The organism is Microbacterium oleivorans (assembly GCF_013389665.1).
Taxonomy (GTDB): Bacteria; Actinomycetota; Actinomycetes; order Actinomycetales; family Microbacteriaceae; genus Microbacterium; species Microbacterium oleivorans_C.
Genome location: NZ_CP058316.1, coordinates 451,817 through 474,162, shown reverse-complemented (window position 1 = coordinate 474,162; position 22,346 = coordinate 451,817). Strand labels below are relative to the sequence as shown.

Sequence of the window (22,346 nt, the reverse complement as noted above, 5' to 3'; positions counted from 1 at the left end):
GTGCTGAGAACGGGGTACGGGGTCAGGGGATCAGGATGATCTTGCCGGGGGCGCCGGTGGAGAGGAGGCGATGCGCTTCGGCGGCCTCGGCCAGCGGGAGCTCCGGGCCCAGATCGACGTGGAAGGCGCCGGCGGCGAGCAGCGCGGTGACGACCGGGACAGCCTCGGCCCGCCAGGCGAGCTGCTGCGGGGTGAGCGGGTCGGGGCTGCCGCCCGAGAAGGCGCGGATGCCGAGTCCGGCGGCATCCGCGCCCCGGACGATGGTGGCGATGCGGTCGCCGTCGGAAACCAGCTCGAGCGATGCCTGCAGGGCCTCATCGGTGCCGGCGCAGTCGAGGGCGACGGTGATGTCCTGCGGGACGGCGGCGCGGACGCGGTCGACGAGTCCCTCGCCGTACGCGACGGGCGTGGCGCCCAGAGCGCGGATGCGGTCGGCTCGTGCCGGGCTCGCGGTGGCGACCACCGCGGCGCCGCGCAGGCGCGCGAATTGGATGGCGGCGGCGCCGACCGCGCCGGAGCCCCCATGCACGAGCAGGGTGTCGGTCGGGCCGACGTCGAGCGAGCGCAGCGACTGGTACGCGGTGCCCACCGGGATCCCCAGCGCCGCGCCGACGGCGGGGGAGACGCCGGTCGGCAACGGCGCGAGCTTCTCGACGGTGACGACGATCTCGGTCGCGTACACGCCGCTCGCACCGAAGGCGACCACCTCGTCGCCGACACGGAACCCCTCGACGGCGGCGCCGACCTCGACGACGACGCCCGCCCCGTCGCTGCCGACGCGTCGCGGCCGCGCGATCGTCGCGGAGGGACGGATGCCGGCACGGAGCTTGTGATCGATCGGATTGACACCGACCGCGGTCACCCGCACCCGCACCTCCCCGTCACCGGGTGCCGGCACCTCGATCTCGGTGAGGTCGAGGACCTCGGGGCCGCCGAATCGCGCGTATGTCACTGCTTGAGCCATGACGCCACGCTACCGACTCATCCGTCCTTGCCGGCCAGCGTCCTGGTGATCCGTTGGATCGACACCGGCTCCGCCGTTCCCAGCCGCTGTGCGAACAGGCTCACGCGATACTCCTCGAGCAGCCACCGAGCCTTCACGAGGCGGGCCTCGGCGTCATCGGCCGGGGGAACGGTGCCGCCGGCGTCACGGAAGAGTGCCGCCGCCCGTTCGTACTCCGTCAGGCGCTGGCGGTCGCGACCCGGGTTGTCGCTGAGGCCGGTGACCCGATCGAGCGCGCCGTGGAGGTAGCGCGGCAGATGCGCGAGCCGGGCGACACCGGTGCGCGAGATGAAGCCCGGGAAGATCAGGCCCGCGAGCTGCTGCTTGACGTCGCCGAGCGCCGCCAGGAGCACCATGGAGTTCTCCGAGCGGACCGCGCGCTCGACGTCGCGGTTCAGAGTGAGGATGCGCGAGGCCAGCGAGACCGTCTGGAAGAGCTCGTCGACGACGGCCGCCGAGAAGGCGTCGCGCACGAGACCGAACTGCTCCTCGCTGCGCACGGAGGTCGCGGTGCGGGCGATGACCGCATCGGCGACCGCGACGCGGGCGTCCTCGATGAGCGCCTTGGCCGACGGGTAGGGCGATGCCGCCAGGGCGAGCTTCTCGGCCGCCGTGAGATGGTCGAGGACGTAGGCCGTCGGCGACGGCACGGCGAGCAGGACGAGACGCCGCACGCCCGCCCGCGTCAGGCGCATCGCGCGATCGGGGGTGGCCTCGATCCGCAGCGCGACGCTCGAGCCCTCGTCCACGAGCGCGGGGTAGCCGCGCACCACGCCGCCGGCGACCCTCGTGTCGACGAGCTCGGGCAGATCGCCGAAGCTCCACCCGGTGAGGCCGCTGCGCTCCGCGATCCCGCTGCCCTCGGTCCTCGGCCGCTCACCGGCGGCGGCCGCGGGCTGCGGCCCGGACCGCGGGGCGGCCTTCGCGAGCGAGCGCGCGACCGAGGCCCGACTGCGGCCGGCCAGACGCTGCTGCAGGTCGGCGAGATCGCGCGAGGAGCCGAGCGTCCGGCCGCGTTCGTCGACCGCCCGGAACGACATGGACAGGTGGGCCGGGACACGGTCCGAGTCGAAGTCGGCGGAGGTCACCGGCTGGTTGGCGACCCGCTGGATGCGCGCCGCCAGCGCCTCGCGCAGCGGCCGCGGCGGCAGGCCGTCGCGGCTCTCGGGACCATCGCCGGCGAGCTCCTCGGCGAACGTCGAGGCCCAGTCGGCCGCCGGAACCACGTGACGGCGGATGACCTTCGGCAGGGCGCGCAGCAACCCGGCGATCAGCTCGTCCCGCAGCCCCGGGACCTGCCAGTCGAACCCGTCCGGACGCAGCGAGGCGAGGAGCGCGACGGGCACCACGACGCTGACGCCGTCGTCGGGCGATCCGGGCTCGAATCGGTAGGCGAGCGAGAGCACCTGATCCCCCTGCCGCCACCGCGCCGGGAAGGCGCGCTCGTCACCGCCGGCGGCGTCGCCGGCGAGGTCGGCCTCGGTCATGTCGAGCAGCCGCGGCGTCCGTGTCGCGGCATCGCGCCACCACGCCTCGAACGAGCGCACGTCGAACACGTCGCGGGGGATGCGCGCGTCGTAGTAGGCGAAGACCGCCTCGTCGCCCACCAGGATGTCGCGTCGGCGTTCGCGCTCCTCGATCTTCTCGAGGCGGCGCCGGAGCTCGAGGTTGCGCCGCTCGAACGCCGTGAGGCGCTTGTCGAGGTGGGCGGAGTTCCACTCGCCCTCGACCAGCGCGTGCCGCAGGAAGAGCTCGCGGGCGAGCTCGGGGTCACGACCCGCGAGCTGGACACGGCGCCGCGGCACGATCTCGACGCCGAACAGGGTGACCTTCTCGGCGGCCACGGCGGCGCCGGCATCCTTCGACCAGTGCGGGTCGCTCATCGAGCGGTGCGCGAGGTCGCCGGCGAGCTCCTCCGCCCAGGCGGGGTCGATGGCCGCCACCGTCCGTGCGTACAGGCGCGAGGTCTCGACGAGCTCCGCGGCCATCACGGCGTCGGGGGACGCCTTGCGCAGGCCCGATCCGGGGAAGACCGCGAACTTCGCGCCCCGCGCTCCGCGGTATTCGGCCCGCTGACGCTGCGGCTTGGCCGTGCCGCCCTTGGCGCCGCTGCGTGTCGGCGCGGGACTGCGGGTGTCGAGCACGCCGATCTGCGAGAGCAGGCCGGAGAGGATCGCCTGATGCACGCGGTCCGGCTCCGCCGCGCCCGAGATCGCAGACGCTTCGGCGTGCACGGCGTCGGATGCCGCGCCGCGCGCATCGCCGCGCGGGGGGCGGTCGCGGCCGGTGCGGGAGAGCGCGGTGAGCTGACGCTGCACGTCGAACCACTCCCGCACCCGGACGTAGTTCAGATGCTCCGCCCGGCAGGTGCGCCGGAAGGCGCTCGATCCGAGCTCGCGCTGCTGATCCTGCAGGTGGTTCCACAGGTTGAGCAGCGTCAGGAAGTCGCTGGTGGGGTCGGTGAACCGGGCATGCAGGCGATCGGCTTCCTCGCGTCGCTCCTCGGGGCGCTCGCGGACGTCCTGGATCGACATGCCGGCGACGATCGCCAGCACGTCCCGCGTCACGCCGCGCACCCGAGCCTCGACGAGCATGCGCGCGAACCGCGGGTCGATCGGCAGCCGCGAGATCTCGCGTCCGGTGTCGGTGAGACGCCACCCGCCGCCGTCGCCGCGCCGGACCGCTCGCAGTTCGACGAGCAGGTCGAACGCGGCCTTGACGCCGCGGGAATCGGGAGGGGTGAGGAACGGGAAGTCGGCGATGTCGCCGAAGCCCAGCGCCAGCATCTGCAGCACGACCGAGGCCAGGCTCGTCCGAAGGATCTCGGGCTCGGTGAACTCCGGGCGCCCGAGGAAATCGTCCTCGGCGTAGAGCCGGATCGCGATGCCCGGTGAGGTTCGTCCGGCGCGACCCGCGCGCTGCTGCGCCGAGGCCTGCGAGATCGCCTCGATCGGCAGCCGCTGGATCTTCGAGCGGTTGCTGTAGCGCGAGATGCGCGCCGTGCCGCCGTCGACGACGTACCGGATGCCGGGCACGGTGAGGCTGGTCTCGGCGACGTTCGTCGCCAGGATGACGCGGCGCCGGACCCCGGCGACGCCCGAGGGCTCGAAGACACGGTGCTGTTCGGCCGCCGAGAGCCGCCCGAACAGGGGGAGCACTTCGGTGGGTCGGGCGTCCTTGGCGTAGGCGCCGCGCACGGCGTCCATCGCGTCGCGGATCTCGGCCTCGCCCGGCAGGAACACCAGCACGTCTCCGTCGGACTCGCGGTCGAGTTCCCGCAGCGCCGCGACCAGACCGTCGACGTCGTCCTCGGCGGCCTCGTCGTGGGGGCGGTAGCGCACCTCGACGGGATAGGTGCGCCCCGACACCTCGATGATGGGAGCCGGAACCCCGTCGGCACCCGCGAAGTGAGCCGCGAAGCTCGCGGGGTCGATCGTGGCGGAGGTGACGATCACCTTGAGGTCGGGGCGCTGCGGCAGGATGCGCCGGAGATAGCCCAGCAGGAAGTCGATGTTCAACGAGCGCTCGTGTGCCTCGTCGATGATGATCGTGTCGTAGCGGCGGAGCAGCCGGTCGCGGTGGATCTCATTGAGGAGGATGCCGTCGGTCACGAGCGCGACGCGGGTGTCGGCCGACACCTGATCGGTGAAGCGCACCTTGTAACCGACCGCGCCGCCCAGCGGCACCTCCATCTCGGAGGCGATGCGTTCGGCCACGGTGCGCGCGGCGATCCGTCGCGGCTGCGTGTGGGCGATGGCGGCGCGCCCCAGCTCGAGGCAGATCTTCGGCAGCTGGGTCGTCTTTCCCGAACCGGTGGCTCCCGCGACGATGACGACCTGGTGGTCGCGGATGGCGCGCGCGATCTCGTCCCGAGCCGCGCTGACGGGCAGCTCGGGCGGGTAGGCGATCACAGGGGCGGGCGACGACACAGCCCTCCATCGTACGACGAAACCGGGACTCCTCAGCCCCGTTCGCCCGGAACGGCGTCGAGCAGGGGGAGGTCGGCAGCGGTGACCAGGCGCGAGAGGACGGCATGCTCGACCAGTCGGGCCCGGCGGTTGGTGGCGAGCTTGCCGACGCCGCCGCGGAGACCGCGCACGCCCTCGCGATCGAGCTTGTCGCAGACGTTGTCGAGCTTGCGGTTGAAGGTGGTCAGCGGCCAGCCGAGACGCTCGGCCGCGGCCGCCGATGTGGGGATCTGGCTGGACCCCACCATGCCGCCCCGGAGGATCGGCTCGCACATCGCCAGGAGCAGCAGACGCTGACTGGAGGTGAGGGCGATCGCGCCGACCGTCGTGGTTCCCACGTACTCGTCGACCGGGCGCGGCATGCTGTCGCGCACCGTGAAGCGCGACCCGTCGGTGTGCACGGTGAGCTCGTAGGTGAACGCGCCCGCCGTGAACATCACGACCAGTGCGGGGAAGACCAGCGGAACCCGCGCCCCCGGGCCGAGGACGGCCTGATAGGCGCCGTCGGGGGTCGCCAGGCTCACCGAGATCGACTGGCCGGTGTTCGACAGCCACCACAGGCCGTGCTCGGCATCGATCGCGAGGAGCCTGCGGTGCAGGTACGGGTTGGTGTCGACGACGAGGTCGGCATCGCGACCGATCGCGTACGTCGTGCCGGCGACCGGGCGGAACCACTCGCCGCAGAACTCCACCGCGACCGTCTCGGCGAACGCCGGCTCGGCGTCCTCCCGGTCGTGCTCGCCTGTCTCCTGGTCGATGGCTGTCATGATCCCCCTCCGATGAGCATCACTATGGCGGTCAGAGCTGCGCCGAGCACGAGGATGCCGCCGCCGACGACGGCGACGATCGCGCCACGGCCGGGCGTTCGGCGTCGCGTCGGAGCGTCGGTCCGCGCGGCCGGCGGCGCCACCGGCTCGCGGACGACCTCCGGCATCGGGCGAGCGTCGCGGACCCGGTAACGCTCGGGTCCTCCTTCGGGCACCGCGGCCTGCCGACCCGTGCCTCTGCGCCCGCGGACGACGCCGTCGTCGCGGCGGCGGACGAGGACGGTCTCATCGGGTCCGCCGGGACCGGGCACGGCTCCACCGGCGGACGGCCGGGGGCCGTCTCCGCTCCCGCGGGTGGACAGGACGGTGTGGTCGTCGGTGTCGGGTGTGGCGGGGGCGTGTCGGGTGGACAGGACGGTGTGGTCGTCGGTGTCGGGTGTGGCGGGGGCGTGTCGGGTGGACAGGACGGTGTAATCGTCGGTGTCGGGCGACGCGGGGCCGACGCCGCGGAGGGAGAGGACGGTCTGCTCGCCGGTGTCGGACGCTCCGCCCCCGGGTTCGCGAACGTCGAGATGCGTCAGCGGGAGGTGGAGGTCCACTTCGATCCGCTGCAGCTCCTCGGCGAAGTCGGCTGCGGCGGGCCCGCCGCCACCGGCTGAGGCAGCCAGCACGTCGAGGACGAGACGTTCGAGGGCCGCTGGGACGGCGTCCGCCCCGTCGGCGGCACCCGACTCGGCGCCGGACTCGGCGATGGGACGTCCGGACAGCAGCTCGGTCGCCGCGACGGCGAGGCCGTGCACGTCCGTGGCGCGGGCCGGCGCGGCATCCGTGTCGGCATTGCGACGCAGCAGAGCGTCAGAGTCGAAACCCACGAGCGCGGGCCAGCCGTACCCGGTCGTCAGGACGTTCTCGACGCGAACGCGACCGTGTGCCAGTCCGGCACGGTGGGCGCTCTCGACCGCGCCCGCGAGCTGGACGAGCAGACGCAGGGTGTCGGCCAGGCTGGCGGGGTGACGCGCGATGGTCTGCGCCAGTGCCGGCCCGGAGCAATGCTCGAGGATGAGGAAGGCCCGCCCGTCGCCCGCGAAGCCGCCGGAGTGGACCGTGGCGATGGCGGGGTGCGCCGAGACCGCTCGCAGGCGTCCGCTCGCGGTCGTGAACGCCTCGCGTTGCGCATCGTCGAGGACCTCGCGGTAGATCTTGACGGCGACGTCCGGGCCGCCCGAGTCATCGCGGAAGAGCCATACGTCGGCACGCGTGCTCGACGACAGCAGCCGGTCGGCACCCCGCCCCGGCAGGTCGGGCGCGGCGCCGGCGGCGTCACGGGCACGACGGCGGAACTCAGCCACCGGCACTCCGATGTCGACGCGAGCGCGCGGTCGCGACCTCGACGGTCGCCGTCACCGACTCGCTGTTCATGAACCCGCCGGTCGTGTCCTCGAGCCGCGGGCTGATCCCTCCCGCGATGACGTCGAGCACGATGGCGCTGATGTTGTCGCGGCCGCCGTGCGCGAGCGCCTGGGCGACGAGCGACTCCGCGGTCCCAGCCGGCGAACCGCCCATCATGAGCCCCGCGCGGATCGCCTCGTCCGAGATCTCACCGGTGAGGCCGTCGGAGCACACGACGATGCGCTCGCCCGTCACGATCGGGATGAGCCAGTAATCGGCACGGCTGCGCTCGCCGCCGATGGCGCGTGTGATGACGTTGCGGCCCTCGAATGTCGCCATCTCCTCGCGGGCCAGGCGGCCCGCGTCGACGAGCTCCTGGGCCACCGAGTGATCGATCGTCAGCTGCTCGAGCCGTTCGGCGAGCAACCGGTAGACACGCGAATCGCCGACGTTCACGATGAGCCAGCGCCGCGTGCCGTCCTGGTGCACGGCGACGACACCCGAGAGCGTGGAGCCGGCGCCGCGAGCGGTGCCGGCCGCGATGTCCGCGACGGCCGAATGCGCACGCTCGACCGCGTCGGAGACCTCTTCAGGGCGCAGATCGTCTCGTCCCGCGAAAACGCGGAAGACGTCGATCACGGCAGCCGATGCCCGGTCGCCCGCCTCGTGGCCGCCCATGCCGTCGGCCACGAGGAAGACGGGGTACTCGGCGAGAAGAGCATCCTCGTTCACGCGGCGCCGCCGACCGGGGTCGGTGCGGCTGCCGCTGGTGACATGGATGTCGACCGGGGTCGTGGTGTCGGTCATCCGTCCTCGGAGAGGTGCAGCTCGGCATCACCGAGATGGAACGCGCCGGTGACCCGGGTCGGGCCCGACACCTCGGCTTCGTCCTCGCCGACGAAGACGCCGTTGGTCGAGGCGAGGTCGCTGATCATCCAGCCCTCCGAGGTACGCCGCAGCAGCGCATGCGTCTTCGACACGGTGCGCGTGGTGTCGTCGACAGGGATGAGCTGCGCATCCGGTGCATCAGCGGTGGCGACCGGATTGCGGCCGAGGACGGCGGTGTCGGAGGTCAGGACCACGGACGTCCCGGCGGGGAGCCGGAGGCTCGCCTGCGGTGCGCGGCGGGCGGCCAGCACGGTGCGCTCGTCGACGTCCTGGGCGTCCTCCTCGAGTCCTGCGGGCGCGGAGCGGGCAGCGACGGGTGCCGGGGCGGGCGCAGCCGGAGCAGGAGCGGGCGATGCCGGGGCGGGCGATGCGGGCGGCGCCGTCCACGGAAGCGGAGCCACGGGTTCCGCGACGGTCTCCGCGGGGGGCGGCGGCGGAGCCCAGGGGCTCGCCGTCACCGGTCCGGGGTCGGCTGGCTGATCGGCGGCGGCGAGGTCAGCGGGAGCTGCCGGGACGGCGGCGAAGGCGGTCGGGGGAGCGAATGCTCCGCTCGATGCACTCGATGAGCTCGACGCACTCGACGCACTCGATGCGCGCGTGGCGGTGTCGACCGGTGCTGCTGTCGACGCACCCGGGGTGGGACCCTCGCCGAACGGCCCGGAGGCCTGCTCGGTGGGGCGACCGAGCCATCGCGCCGAGCCCCAGCCGATCACGCTCGCCCACACGGGGAACAGGATGACGCCGAGCACGACGTACGCGGTGCCCACACCGAAGCCGCGGCAGAGCGCGCGCAGCAGTCGTACCTGCACGACGACGGCGAAGACGAGGAACGCCAACCAGATGAGCGCGGGCACGACCGCGGCGGCGGCCAGGGCACCCGCCGCGCTGGCGGCGTCACCGCCGAAGCCGGCGGTGACGGCGGCTCCCGCGAACAGTCCGCCGACGATGGTGCCGACGATGGCCACGAGGATGGCGCCGCCGGTGAGCACCGCGGCCCACCAGCCGCGCATCCCGCCGAGGACGAACAGCTCCCAGCCGTTGAGGACCGGGACCCATGCCTTCCAGGGAGCCACCCCGACCTTGCGGAACACCGCCGTGAGCGCGAGTGCGAGCCAGACGTAGACGCCGATGCCGACGAGCAGCTGGACGAGGCTCGCCGCGGCGAGCGCGCCGGGGTCGATCCCGCCCGAGCCGCCGAGGGCGATGGTCGCCACGGCGTCCTGCTGCGGCCAGATGTGTGCCGTCACCCGTTCTCCTACCTCTTCGTCCGTGATCACCGCGTGCGCCCGTACCGGGTGCAACCCTACCGATCCCGCCGTCGGCGCGGCATCGGTCGCCGAGTCGGCGATGCCCGGCCGCTGCGGCGCAGGAGCGAGCGCACCGAGACACGTGCGCGCAGCCGCGCCCACCAACCGATGCCGTCGTCGAGCCGCGACCGCTCGGCGTCGACGACGGCCCAGAACCGGTCGCCGTCGGAGGGATCGGGCGCGGTGGCGTCGAAGACCGAACGGTCGGCCAGGGTCGCCAGCTCGGTCGCCCCCGCCGTTCCGCCGTAATGCGCGGCCAGTTCGCGGCGGGTCTGCGACCGCGGGACGGGGTGGCCGTGATCGACGGCGGCGTCGACGAACTCCTGCCAGCCGCCCGTGAGGCGCTCGACAGGATCGTCGGCGCGGCGTCGCGCGCGTCGCCGGAACAGTTTGACCAGCACGATGAGCGCGAACGGGCCGAAGAGCAGCACGACCGTCAGGAGCGACACGCCGCCGACGCGCAACGCCGTCCATAGCGCCGTGAGGTCGGGAGCGGCCCGGGTGTCGTCGTCGGGGCGCCGGCCGCCGTCGCTCGGGTCGGCGTCGGCGGGAAGCACGGTGTCGGCCTGCTCCTGGCGGACCTCGGTGGGGATCTTCGGGTCCTGCCGCTGCTGCGTGTCGGGTGACGGGGAGACCGCGTGCTGCGGCGTGACATCCACCGGCACCCAGGTCGACCCGTCCCCGCGGACCTCGATCCAGGCGGCGAGATCTCCCGCAGTGCATACGCCGTCGTCGCACGTCGAGAGCGTCGGCTCGTCCGAGGTCAGGCGCGTGCCGACGACGACACGCGCGTCGAAGCCCAGCTGGTCGGCGAGCATCATGCCGGCGACGGCGAACTGCTCGTCGTCGCCGACCGCCGACACCAGGGCGGCGTCGTCGTCGCCGCCGATCTCGCCCTCGCGGGCGAGCAGGTCGCTGAAGAGCCGTCCGATGCGGTCGGTCGAGTGACCGGCACGACTGGGCTGGAAGGCGTAGTCGCCCAGGTCGTCCGCCCAGGCGGGCGGGCTCGCCTCGTCGACCGTCAGGGCATGGCTGAGGAAGCCGCGGGCGCGCAGGCGTTCGATGAGCGTGGCCAGGCCCGCGCCTCCGCCGCTCGCCTCCTGCGCCTCGACCCACGTCACCAGGCTCTCGGGAACCACGTCGCCGCCGAGCACGGGTCCGCCGCGCGCGGGATCGAGGTCGGCCAGGGAAGGAGCACCGTCGTCGACGACGGCGTCCTGGCTATAGGTCGCACCCGCTCGGAGCCCCGGCTCGCCCAACTGCACGCCCGCGCGGGTCTCGGCGTTGTAGTAGAACCGGTCGGCGAGGCTCGCGGCATCCCCACCGTCGAAGGCGAGGGCGGTGACTGCCCCCACGGTCGGCATCCACACGTCGTCGTAGGTGTCGATGGTGACGCGTACCGTGCGCGACGGGGCGCCGGCGGGCGAGGGCAGCGAGGACGGCACACGAGCGAACGCGGTGCGCGGGTCGTCGGCACCGGCGCCGGGGTCGACGACACGCGCGACCCGGCCGTCGTAGAACGGGAGGGTCGCGAGCCGCACCCGGTCGGCCGCCGTCGGCGCGTCGACACGGAACAGCGTCCGCGCGTAGGTCTCGTCGGCGAAAGACGCGCGGTACTGGGCCAGCGGGCTGAGCTCCGCGGCGATCTCGAGCCGCGGATCGATCCCGGCGCGCAGCACCTCGCGGGGCTGACCTGCGAGCGCCCACGGAGCAGCCAGCGCGGCTGCGACGACCGCCGCGGTGACCATCGCGCCCGCGGTCACGATCCGGCCGGCCAGGCCCCGGAGAGGACGGCCCGTGGCGCGTACGCCCGTCGACGCGACAGCCGTGGCGATCGCGCGTCGTCGGTCGGAGATCGTCCGCCACACGATGGCACCGAGCGCCGCGACGACGGCCGCCAGTCCTACGAGTGCTTCGCGCGGGATCGTCACCGGGCCGACGACGAACGGCGACAGCAGGGCGGCCGAGCCGAAGAAGATCCCGAACACCGTCGGCAGCAGCGCCGTGCCCACCGCGAGCGGCCAGAACCGTCCGCCGCGCCAGGCCACCGACAGCGCGATGACCGGGACGGCCAGGAAGACGACGAGCGCAGGGGCGAGCGTGGCCTGGTAGCTGCCGAGGGGAAGCTCGAGGGTGAGCAGGTCCTTCCAGCCCGTGACCGGAGCCCTGAGAACGGCGACCGCGCCCGACAGCGCCTGCGCGGGGGAGCTCAGCGATGCGGGCGCGGCGAGGGGGAGACCCAGCACGAGATAGGCGGCGATGGTCGCGCCGGCGAGCCACCAGGCGTTCCATCGCCAGCGGAGTCCGGCCGCAGCGATGGCGTGCGCGGCGACCGATGCCACGATCACCATCACCGCGAACGCCGCACTGCGGTAGATCGGCCAGGTCGCGACCGCACCGACGGCGATGACGAGATCGAGCAGTGCCGCCTGCGCGACGAAGAAGCGCAGACGAACCCGGGGGGCGCGACGGGCGCGGAGATCGCGTCGACCCGGGGCGCTCACGACTGCGCCGCCCGGGCCAGCAGCTGACGCAGGTCGTCGAGCAGGCCGATGGAGAGCACCGACATCGACCCCAGACGCCGGAATCCGGGTTCCGTCTCGGGGGAGCAGACCACGGCGATCACGCCGACGTCCGCTGGAAAAGCGAGGGCCGCGGACTGCAGCTGCGCCGGTGTGAGCGTCGAGCCGCACACGAGGAACGCGATGGAGACGTCGGGGTGGCTCTCGGCGGCGACCGACGCCGCATCGCGGAGCGGGCTGACGTGCTCGCTGCGATCGACACCGGCCAGGTCGTCGAGGAGCGTCCGGGCGGTGATGGTCGTCAGCTCGCGGATGGTCCGCACCCGACGCCGCGCGAACTCCGGCACGTCGCCGCCGACGACGACGTCGACGTCGCGTCCGTCGCGGATGCCGCGGATGCCGAGGGATGCCACGGCGCTGACCGCGAGCTCGAACTCCTCGTCCGAGGCGTGCTCGTCGTCGCCGAGCGCGAGTGCGATCACCATCCGGCTCCGCCGGGTCTCCTCGTACTGGCGCACCATGAGGGTGCCGGTCTTGGCGGTCGACTTCCAGTGGATCTGGCGCTGCGAGTCGCCGGGCACGTAGGGGCGGATGGCGTGGAAGGAGAAGTCCGCATCGACGATCGAGCGGGATGCGCTGCCCTCGAGGTCGCGGATGAACCCGGTGGTCGTGCTCCGCAGCGTCGTCGTCACCGGGTGGACGTAGAGCGTATGGACGTCGTCCCACGTGCCCTCGCGTTTGAGGATGCCGAGGGGATCACCGCGGACCGTGCGCGCGGGGCCGACGGTGATGACGCCGCGGCGGTGCGTGGGGACGACGACCTGTTCGGTGTGCTGGTGTCCGTGCCGGAGCAGGGGGACGTGCACATCGACGATGCCGTCGCCGACGGGGACGTCGATCCGGCCGGGAAGGGCCGGAGCGCTGCCGACGTTGGTCACCACGAGCCTCCCCTCGACGGGGGAGCCCGCCACGACCCGGTCGTGTTCGAGGCGCAGATCCACCTCGTAGGCGCGCGCGCTGAACAGGAACGGGATCGAGAGCACGAGCAGCACCGCGGCCGCGACGCCCGCCGCGGCCAGCTCGACGATGCCCCAGCCGAGACCCGCGACGAGCCCGGCCGCCGCGGTGACGACCATCAACCAGCCGGCGACCGTCACCGTCTCGCCGACCCACCGGGCGGTCGCGGATGCGGTGCGCCTGAGCCGACGCCACGACTGCACGCCGCGCACCGCGAGCACGGTGGTGCGTCCGGTCGTGCCGTACCGCGTGCGGGCGAGACCCGTGCCGTCGGCGACCGACGTCCGGGTCAGGCGGGACTCCGTGGTGAAGCTCACACGGTCTCTCTCTGGCTCGGCGGCACCGTGTCGAGGAGCACCTGTCCGATGACGGCGCCCGGTGTGACACCGTCGAACTCCGCCTCGGGGTCGAGGATGAGCCGGTGCGCGAGCACCGGCTCGGCGAGCGCCTTCACGTCGTCGGGCGTGACGTAACTGCGCCCGTGCGCGACCGCCCAGGTCTTCGCCGCCTTCGTCAACGCGATCGCGCCGCGCACGCTCACCCCGAGCCGCACCTCGGTCGCCAGGCGCGTGGCCTCGACGAGCCGCGCGATGTAGTCGAGCACGAGCGCGTCGAGATAGACGCCGCGGGCGATGTCGGCCAGGCTCACCACCCCCTGCGGGGTGATCACCGGCGTGACCTCGTGCCGCGCCTCGGCGGCACCTTCGAGGATGCGCACCGTCGCCGCGTGGTCGGGGTACCCGAGGGTGGTCTTCATCAAGAACCGGTCGAGCTGCGCCTCCGGGAGGCGATAGGTGCCTGCCTGCTCGACGGGGTTCTGCGTCGCCACGACGAGGAAGGGAACCCCCACGCGTCGCGTGACGCCGTCGACCGTGATCTGCCCCTCCTCCATGACCTCCAGGAGGGCGGACTGGGTCTTGGGAGAGGCGCGGTTGATCTCGTCGGCCAGGACGACGTTCGCGAAGATCGGGCCCTGATGGAACTCGAACTCGCCGCGGCTCTGGTCGTAGACGGTGATGCCCGTGACGTCGCCCGGGAGGAGGTCGGGGGTGAACTGGATGCGGCTGCTGGTGCCCTGCACGGTCCGGCCCATCGCCCGCGCGAGCGAGGTCTTGCCCGTCCCCGGGTAGTCCTCCAGCAGCAGGTGACCCTCGGACACCATCGCCGTGAACGCCAGCTCGATGACGTGACGCTTGCCGAGCACCACTTTCTCGACGTTGTCGACGAGCGTCGAGAACGTCTCCTGGAACCAGGTGGTCTGCTCCGGGGTGATGCTCATGATGTCCTCTCGGGTTGCCGTGCGGCGGGGGTCAGGGGGAGTCGGCGTCGACGTCGTCGGAGCTCGATCCGCCGGTCGGCGTGGGCGTCGGGGTCGGGGTGGGCGAGGGAGCGACCTGTTCGCAGTCGACCCGGACGGTGAACGGATCGAGCCCGCCGAGCGCACCGCGCCAGCTCACACGCCACTGGATGCTCCGCGGCCCGCGGGGGCCCTGGTCCACCGTCCGCTCGACCGAGACGACATTCGAACCGAACCCGGCGGGTGCCCACTCGGGAGCCGACTGGTTCGAGCGGCACCTCGGGAGGTTGTCGGTGGAGACCGAGATCGGGTAGTCGGCGCTGCCACCGGCCGCGACGATGCGGGCGGCGTCGGAGCAGGCGCCGTCGGTCCCGAGGAACGAATCGCACCAGCGTGCCGTCCATTCGTCGTCGGGTGCGTTGTACCGGGGAGCGAACGCGTCGCGCGGCTCGCCGTTGAGGTAGATCCGCAGTCGCGCGTCCTCGAAGGGCGGCCGCCCCGGCTCGCTCAGTGAGCCGGCGTCGTAGCGGAAGCCCTCGGCCTGACCGCCCGAGGGTCGGGGCGACACCGTGAAGGTCATCCGCGCGGGCGCATCGATCTCGCCGACGGGTCGCGCCGAGATCTCGGCGCGGGCGATGCCGAAGCCCGAGTCGCCGTCGTAGGTGTGCTCGGCGCAGGCCCAGATCGTCTTCTCGCGGAACGCCTGGGCCTCGAACTGCCGGGTCGTGGCGGAGCCGTCGGGCACGCACGCCTCCGCCGAGCGCTCGCTGAAGCCGATTCGGGTCTGGGTGCCGTCGCCGTTGGAGCCGACGGACGCGGTGACCCGGATCGAGGTCGATGTGTTGCTCTCGGACAGGGTCAGGGTCGGTGCGCCGACGCCGTGCGCCCGCACCTCGATGGATCGCCCCTCGCTCGAGCCCGCAGCGATCGGCGGAAGGTCGAACGTCGTCAGCGGGGTCGCGGTCAGCGTGGTCGCCGTGTTCGAGCCGATGTCGTAGTTCGAGAAGGTCGCGGTTCCTCCGACCACGGGGCGCGTGTCGGCCCCCTGGCGTCCTCCCGACAGCCGCACGCTCCCGGTGGTGGAGTCCAGTCCGGTCACCGTCACCGTGGCCTTCCCGCCCCGGTCCCCGGCCGGCACCGGCTCGGCGGTCGAGCCGCCGGGCTGGGCGGGTGCGCGGTAGGCCCATGCTTGGGCGCGCACCGCGGAGCGGGACTCCCCGACCGAGCTGTACGCCCGCGCCTCGTAGGTGATCTTCTCTCCCACCGGTGCCGAGACGGGCGAGCACGACCCGGAGGCGGGGCACGTCGCGACCTCGCGGCCGCCGGCCGTGATGCGATAGCCCTGGACGGCCGGGTAGGAGCCTCCGTCGGACGTCACCCGCAGGCTGATCGATTCTCCCGTGTAGGCCGTCCACTCCAGACGCCCGGGTGCAGCCGGCAGACCCTGGAGGTCGAGGATGACCTGGCCGTTGCGCCCGCCGCTCGACACCCGGCCCTGCGCGTCCTCCACGGTGAAGGTGCCGGTGCACTCGGCGGCGCCCGGCGCGTCGCTCTGCCACGTCGCCCGGACGGCGGTGTCGCTGGCCCGCGAGAACGACACGCCGGCGCAGTTGCCCGGGCCGCTCGCGCCGACCAGGCGCAGCGGGGTGCCGGGCAGGGGGTTGATCTCGCCCGCGCCGCCGATGACCTCGATGGTGCAGGAGGTGGCGCCGCCGGACTGCGAACAGGTCTGCACGGCCGAGCCGCCCTTGGGCAGCGTCGACGGCGCCGGACCGACGGTGAGCAGCAGATTCGCCGACGGCGCGTCAGGATGACTGGGGAGAGTGATCGAGACCGGCTCCTGGCGTCCCGGTCGAGCGGTGTCGGAGGCGACGACGGTGACGGTCCCGTTCGCGACGGCCACGGTGAACTGGTCGCCTCCGTAGGCGCCGTCGTAGCGCACGGCATCCCAGTCCGCCGCGCCGGCCCACTGCACCATCTGGGCGAGGTCGTAGGTCTGAGTGGCGCCGGGGCCCACCGTCAGCGAGGCGCTGCGCAGGCTCGGCTGCGGGATCTCGGCCTCGATCGCGATACGCAGCGTGAGGAAGGTCGGCGTCTCCTGCGAGTCGAGTCGGACCGGTACGATGCAGCTGTCGGTCCACGGCGCGCCCGCGCCGGCGGCGTAGCGCACGGTCGTGCCCGAGACCACCGAGCACGTGGCTGCGGCACGCGCGCCCCCCCGGCCGCACGCCACCGTCGTCCACCACGAGGGTCGCTCCGCGCGGCACGCGCACGGCATCCGCGATGTCGACGTCCACCGTCTCGTTCTCGCGCACGTCGAGCGATGGGAACCCCTCACGCAGGGCGAGGCGGATATCGGCGTCACCCGGCACGCGGAGGAACCCGTACGAGGTGACCTCGGTGCCGTCGAAGGCCGCGCCGGTGACCTCGAACGGGATCACCCGCGAACGTTCGGGGAGGTCGCCGGAGAGCTCCCAACCGCGTGCGGAGACACCGGCTGGGTCGCCCCACAGGCTCAAGCGCAGGTCCGAGACCTCACCGGTGTTCCATGAGACCTGCCCGTCGAGGACGTCGACGCCGTTCGGGAAGTCCTCGCGCGATTCGAGCGTGAGCACGGTGTCGCGCACCACCGGATAGTCGGGCACGGGCTCGCGCACGGTCTTGACGACGATCAGCCCGATCGCGGTGTCGCCGCGGTCGTTGCGCACGGTGTACGTGTACGAGAACGTGCCGAGCGCCTCGCCCCCGCGGAGCGTCACGACGCCTTCGTCGACCGACGACACGAGGGACTGCAGACTGTCGAACTCGGCTGAGCCCTCCGGCGCGTTCGGCCGCACCTCGACGAGTTCGAGGTCGCTGCCCGCGGGGTCGATGTCGTTCTCGGCGGGCCGCACGACGACGGTGCTGTCGGCACCGACCTGCACCTGGAGGTAATCGCTGTAGGTGACCGGACTCGGATCGGTCTGCGTGTCGATGACGCCCACGCGCACATCGGCGGTGCCGGTCGCGCCGCTGGGGTCGCGTACGGCGTAGCGGAACCGGGTCTGACCGCTGAAGCCGTCGGGACTGGTGTACACGATCGCCGACCCGTCGGCCGAGATCGTGGCCGAGCCCTGCTCGGGCTGTTCGACGATGCGGTCGAGGACGACCGGGTCGCCGTCGGGGTCGACCGCGTAGCCGTCGAGCGGGATGCTCACCGACTGGCCGCTGAGCACGCGGCCGACGAGCGTGCGCGGCAGGGGAGCCTGGTTCGATTCGTCGCCGACCACCGTCACGGTCACCCGCGCGGTGTCGGTCACCTCGGGGAACCCGAGCCGGAAGACGGTGTAGGTCAGTGCGTAGGTTCCCGCCGCCTCGGGCGCGAGATAGCGCACGACGCGGCTCGTGGCGAAGGCGAGCCCGCCACCGGTCTCGTCGACGATCGACGACGGGTCGATCGCGATGAGGGCCCCCGAGGGCGCGGTGTCGTTATCGAGCACGGGGATGTCGATCTGGGTGCCGGCCCGGACGGTGACCGCGTCGTCGACGGCGATGGGAGGCTCCGCGGTCGCGGTGGGCAGCAGGACCACCGTCAGCTCGCCGGTCGCGGTGGCGGCGTCGCTGCCGGTGCCGTCCGAGACGGTGTAGCGCACCACGCCGAGGCGACCGGGCTCGCCGGTGTCGGTCGTGCCGCTCACGCGCAGCAGACTCTGGCCGACGAGGTCGACGCCGAGCGAGGCGAACGGGTCGCTCTCGGGGCGGATGTCGCTGAGCAGCAGCACGAGTCCGGCGGGATTGGCCACCGCCGAGGCGACGTCGATCGTGGCGTCCTCGTCGGGGCGCACGAAGGCGGTGAGCGGCGGGGTCGTGATCGTCGCCGATTCCGGCGCGATCATGGTGACCCGCACCAGAGCGGTGGCCTCGGTGAGCGCGTCGCGGACGCTGTACTGCACGAGGTACGACCCGGGGGTGTTCGCCGTGACGGCGAGGCTGAGCGCTGCGGGATTCGCGGTGGCCGTCGACTGCGCCTCGTCGAGGGCGACCACCCCGGTGAGCGCGACGGGACCGGCGGCGCCGGTGACGTACGGGGCCACCGAGATGTCGATCGGCTCGCCGACGACGCCGGTGACCGCGAACGATTCGGCGACCAGCTCCGGGGTGGGAGTGACCGCGATCGACAGCGGTTGCGTGACGGTCGCACCGCGCGCGTCCGAGACGGTGACCCCGATCGAGACGGCGAGCGCGTCTGTCGCGTTCGGGTCGGGATGCTGGTAGGTCAGGGTCCCCTCGGGCGAGGTGGTGACGGTGCCGACCGCGGTGTCGTTCGTCGCGCCCGCCAGGAACACCGGATCGCCCTCGGGGTCGACCCAGCCGTCGAGGAGGTCCGCGGTCACCGTGCCGCCGGGCGCGACGCTCAGCGACGGCCAGGTGGCCAGACAGTCCTCCACCCCGCACCACACCGGCGGCGTGTTCTGCTCGTCGGGTACGACGCTGATCGTCACGGTCGCGGCCTCGGACAGCAGTCCGTCGACTGTCGTCCCATCGGTCACGCGGTAGCGCAGGGTCGCCGTTCCCGAGGCCTCGGGAGAGACGGCCACGGCGAGCTGCTGCTGGGCCCCGGTGATCGAGGCGGTGCCGAAGTCCGGGTCGAGGTTCTCGAGCGACCCGGGGTCGATGCTGAGGACGTCTTCGTTGGGATCGTGGTCGTTCAGCAGCACGGGCAGCAATGCGACCGAGCCCGCCCGCACGCCGAAGGCGTCATCGACGGCGACCGGCGGCTTGGGGTCGACGACACGTTCGGACATCGCATCGTCCTGCTGCTCGACCTCCGTCTGACGCTCGAGGTTCCACTGCTGCGAGGAGGCGATCAGCTCGCCGTCGGGGATGGACCAGACCCAGCCCGACCGCCGCTCGTTCAGCGCCAGCCGCGTGCCGTTCCCGACGAAGGCGGGGTCGACGTTCTCGCCGATGTCGGCTCCGGCGTAGTCGAGGGTGCCGATCTCGTCCGGGTCGGCGCTCGACCACAGCGATCCCGACGACTCGCCGTCGGCGAGCCAGGCGGCATGCACGGTCTCACCGAGCACCGCGGGAGTGGCGGGGACGCCGGCGCCGGGCCGGTCGACGATGCGGTCGGTCGCTCCGTCGGCCAGGCCGATGCGCACGAGTCCGTCGCCGTCGGCGATATAGGCCCAGGCGCCGGCCGCCGCGGCATCCTGCACCCGGGCCCCGGGGGCGAGCCCCGTATCGATCGCCGCGTCCCGGCCCTGGATCCACACCCGCCCCGAGGCGTCGTCGAGAAGCACCCATCGTCCGTCGACGGCGGTGAGCCGGGCGGTCTCGGGGGCCTCGGGGGTCTCGTCGTCGCCGAGGATGCGGCCGGTGCCCGCGTCGGCACGCACGACACGCCCCTCGGGCGCGGAATACGCGTAGACGGTGCCCTCGGGATCGACGGCCACCGCGGTGGCGACGAATCGCGGTCGGTCCTCATCCTCGCCGACCTCGACGTCGGCGTACGGGTCGATCGGCACCGCCTCACCGCCACCGGACAGGCTCGCACCGAACACCGTGCCGGCGTCGGTGCGGTACACGAGGTGATCACCGGACGCGGCGATGTCGGTCGTGCCCGGCGGCGTCGGCGCGAACGCGTCCTCGGCATCCTCCGTCAGATCGACCGGGCGTCCCAGGTCGACGTCGGAGTACTTCGAGCCGCCGTCGCTGTAGACGAACAACCGGTCGCCGGTCTGGGCGAGCGCGCTGCCGTTGTCGACCTGCTTGACCGTGTCGATCTCGCCCAGTTCGAGATTGACGCGGGCGTAGCCGCTGCCGACACCGTTCTGCAGAGCCCAGACGGCGGGATTCTCGGGAGGCGTCTGCTGGGCGTCGTAGCCGGGCCATACGACCGCCAGCGTCGTGATGACCGCGACCGCCGCGGTCACCGCACCGGCGCCGATCCAGGTGCTCCGGCGCAGGCGGGGACGCGCGGCGCTGCGTCGCGCCATCCTCACAGACCCCCGCCGACGATGACGAGCGTGGTGACCGCCCCGGCGGCGGCCAGGAGCGCACCGCCGCCGGCGAGGAGGGCGATGCGGGCGGTCGTGCTCAGCCGCGGCCGAGGCTCGGCGCCGGCGAGGACCGTGCCCTCGTCGGGACGGCGCTCGAGCGTGCGAGGAGTGCGGGCGGGGCGTCGCGACTCGTACGACACCGAGGGTCGCACCGGGCCGCGTGCTCGGTCGTCGGCGAAATCGACCGCCGCCCCTGCTGCGGCCCATTCGTCGACGGCCACCTCCATGGGGGTGTGCGGCACGCCCATCTCGTGCTGCACGAGCTGCAGCTCGTGCGCGAGCTCGGCCGCCGACCCCTGACGCGCGGAGGCGTCACGCGCCATCGACCGGGCGAGCACCTCCTCGAGGCGCGCGGGCACGTCCGCTCGCCCGATCGGGGTGTAGGCCGCTCTGCGGATGCGCGATTTCAATTGGTCGCGGCTGTTGCGACCGCTGCCGGGCCGTTCGAAGGGGCTCCGACCGGCCAGTAGCGAGTAGAGCGTCGCGCCCAGCCCCCACACCTCGGCGGCCACGGACCCCGACACGCGTTCATCGACGATCTCCGGCGCGCTCCAGGGCACCGACATCGCGAACACCTCGTCGGTGTCGGCGCGGCCGGTGATCGCCGAGGCGATGCCGAAGTCGGCCAGGACGGGGGCGCCGAAGGTCGTCATGAGGATGTTCGACGGCTTGATGTCGCGGTGGAGCAGCCCCGATCGGTGGGCGGTCTCGAGGGCGGAGGCGATCTTCACGCCCAGTTGCAGCACCTCGGCCACCGGGATGACCTCACGGCGATACCGGTTGGTGAGCGAGGTCGGGCAGTACTCCATCACGATGTACGGGCGACCGTCGGCGGAGATGGATGCCTGGTAGATCGTGAGGATCGAGGGGTGCGCGCTCAGACGTGCCATGACGTCGGCCTCGGCGTTGAACATGCGCAGGAGACTGTCGTCGACGATGTCTTCGAGCATCACCTTCACCGCGACCGGACGCCGCGGCAGATTCTGCTCGAAGAGGAAGACATCGGCGAACCCGCCGGTGCCGAGGGGCCGGACGTAGGTGAAGCCGGCGAGGCCGGGTGGCGCGGAGGGAAGTCTCGACACCACGTGTCATCCACCCCCTGTCGACGGAGGCGCGGTGCGTTGCGCCTCCGAAACCCTGTTCCCGTGAGATTTTTCTAACACAGCGGACGAGCCCCGGGAAATCGCTTGACGGCCGTTCACGGGACCGCTTCGAACACGACCGTCACCCCGTCGCCGAGATCGAGGACGGTGCCCGGCGCCACCCGGGCGCTCGCGCCGCCGCGCAGCAGCACCTCACCGCCGTCCGGCTGGCGCACGACGGTGCCGTTGGTGGAGCCGAGGTCGCGTAACACGAGCGCGTCACCCTCCAGCCGCGCCTCGAGGTGCTCGCCCGAGACCTCTTTGCGCGGTGATGCCACCGCGACGGTGCGAGCGCCGGGGTGCTGCGCGGTGCGGGGAGCGCGGCCCAGCACGACGGGGCGTTCCAGCGTGTGCTCGCCACCGGGGGTCAGACGCAGCACGTACCGGCGGGCGTGCGGTGCCTGCGGCACCGGCAGGCTCGCCCCGGGGCGCCGTGACCCGAGGACCGTGCTGTCGTCCACGTCGTCCACGTCGTCCGCGACGGAGCGTGCGGTGGCAGCGGCGGGGACGGCGGGCGCGGGCGAGACGACGACGCCCCACTCGAGCGCGTTCGCGCGGGCGACGCCGCGTCCGAGAGGGAGGAGGACGGCGGAGGAGAGGACGCCGGCCAGCCCGAGCGAGATCCCGGCGACGTGCTGCGCGGACCCCTCGACCCAGGTGCCGACACCGCTGCCGGCGTAGCTGCTGCGCTGCGGACCGTGCAGATCGATCGTCGCGGTGCCGCGCACGGCGACGGACACCGAGCTCGACGCGGCGTCCACGAGCTCGACGAGGGCGAAGTCGGGCAGACGGCCGATTCCGACGGCGGCGATGAGTGAGAGGACGTCCTCGAAGGCGGCATCCGGCGCCGTCATGGCATTCCACAGGCCGGTGGCGAGCTCGTCGCCCACGGCGGCGTCGACGAGGAGGGCGAAACGGTCGGCGACCATCGCGAAGCCCGTGCGCTGCGCGTCATCGGGCGGGGAGTAGCGGAACACGGGCTCAGCCTACGTTCGCTCGCGCCGC

At 72.9% G+C, this 22,346-nt stretch carries 12 protein-coding genes; all 12 read right to left on the bottom strand.

Annotated features, from left to right (window positions below; all coding sequences use genetic code 11):
• Positions 1-22 precede the first annotated feature (22 nt).
• Entirely contained in the window at positions 23-964 is a 942-nt protein-coding gene (locus HW566_RS02260; protein ID WP_178010036.1) for an NADP-dependent oxidoreductase, read from the bottom strand.
• 17 nt (positions 965-981) lie between these two features.
• On the bottom strand, positions 982-4,932 hold the full coding sequence (gene hrpA / locus HW566_RS02255; protein ID WP_178010034.1) for an ATP-dependent RNA helicase HrpA: 3,951 nt from the start codon (positions 4,930-4,932) through the stop codon (positions 982-984).
• A gap of 32 nt (positions 4,933-4,964) precedes the next feature.
• Positions 4,965-5,738, bottom strand: a complete 774-nt coding sequence (locus HW566_RS02250; RefSeq protein ID WP_178010032.1) for a hypothetical protein — start codon at positions 5,736-5,738, stop codon at positions 4,965-4,967.
• Positions 5,735-7,087, bottom strand: coding sequence for a protein kinase (locus HW566_RS02245; protein WP_178010030.1), 1,353 nt, complete (start codon positions 7,085-7,087; stop codon positions 5,735-5,737). The genes HW566_RS02250 and HW566_RS02245 overlap by 4 nt, the downstream gene beginning before the upstream one ends.
• Positions 7,080-7,934 carry a PP2C family protein-serine/threonine phosphatase gene (locus HW566_RS02240; RefSeq protein ID WP_178010029.1) on the bottom strand — a complete coding sequence of 285 codons (855 nt, stop codon included), beginning with the start codon at positions 7,932-7,934 and terminating at the stop codon, positions 7,080-7,082. The genes HW566_RS02245 and HW566_RS02240 overlap by 8 nt, the downstream gene beginning before the upstream one ends.
• Complete coding sequence (locus HW566_RS02235) at positions 7,931-9,262, bottom strand: FHA domain-containing protein (protein WP_178010027.1); 1,332 nt, start codon at positions 9,260-9,262, stop codon at positions 7,931-7,933. Before HW566_RS02235 ends, HW566_RS02240 begins: the two co-directional genes overlap by 4 nt.
• Before the next feature lie 56 nt (positions 9,263-9,318).
• A complete protein-coding gene (locus HW566_RS02230; RefSeq protein WP_178010025.1) occupies positions 9,319-11,826 on the bottom strand; it encodes a transglutaminase domain-containing protein in 2,508 nt (835 codons plus the stop codon).
• Positions 11,823-13,178 carry a DUF58 domain-containing protein gene (locus HW566_RS02225; protein ID WP_178010023.1) on the bottom strand — a complete coding sequence of 452 codons (1,356 nt, stop codon included), beginning with the start codon at positions 13,176-13,178 and terminating at the stop codon, positions 11,823-11,825. The genes HW566_RS02230 and HW566_RS02225 overlap by 4 nt, the downstream gene beginning before the upstream one ends.
• The gene (locus HW566_RS02220) at positions 13,175-14,140 is read right to left on the bottom strand and encodes an AAA family ATPase (protein ID WP_178010021.1); all 966 of its coding nucleotides are present in this window, start codon (positions 14,138-14,140) and stop codon (positions 13,175-13,177) included. Before HW566_RS02220 ends, HW566_RS02225 begins: the two co-directional genes overlap by 4 nt.
• 1,823 nt (positions 14,141-15,963) lie before the next feature.
• Entirely contained in the window at positions 15,964-20,136 is a 4,173-nt protein-coding gene (locus HW566_RS02215) for an Ig-like domain-containing protein (RefSeq protein ID WP_178010020.1), read from the bottom strand.
• Positions 20,137-20,138: 2 nt separating this feature from the next.
• A complete protein-coding gene (locus HW566_RS02210) occupies positions 20,139-21,284 on the bottom strand; it encodes a serine/threonine-protein kinase (protein ID WP_178010018.1) in 1,146 nt (381 codons plus the stop codon).
• A gap of 113 nt (positions 21,285-21,397) precedes the next feature.
• A complete protein-coding gene (locus tag HW566_RS02205; protein WP_178010016.1) occupies positions 21,398-22,318 on the bottom strand; it encodes an FHA domain-containing protein in 921 nt (306 codons plus the stop codon).
• Positions 22,319-22,346: the final 28 nt, after the last annotated feature.

Excerpts from the sequence above, each read along its gene's own strand:
- HW566_RS02250 (WP_178010032.1), bottom strand. The coding sequence starts at position 5,738 with ATGACAGCCATCGACCAGGAGACAGGCGAGCACGACCGGGAGGACGCC.
- HW566_RS02240 (WP_178010029.1), bottom strand. The coding sequence starts at position 7,934 with ATGACCGACACCACGACCCCGGTCGACATCCATGTCACCAGCGGCAGC.
- HW566_RS02220 (WP_178010021.1), bottom strand. The coding sequence starts at position 14,140 with ATGAGCATCACCCCGGAGCAGACCACCTGGTTCCAGGAGACGTTCTCG.
- HW566_RS02215 (WP_178010020.1), bottom strand. The coding sequence starts at position 20,136 with ATGGCGCGACGCAGCGCCGCGCGTCCCCGCCTGCGCCGGAGCACCTGG.
- HW566_RS02260 (WP_178010036.1), bottom strand. The coding sequence starts at position 964 with ATGGCTCAAGCAGTGACATACGCGCGATTCGGCGGCCCCGAGGTCCTC.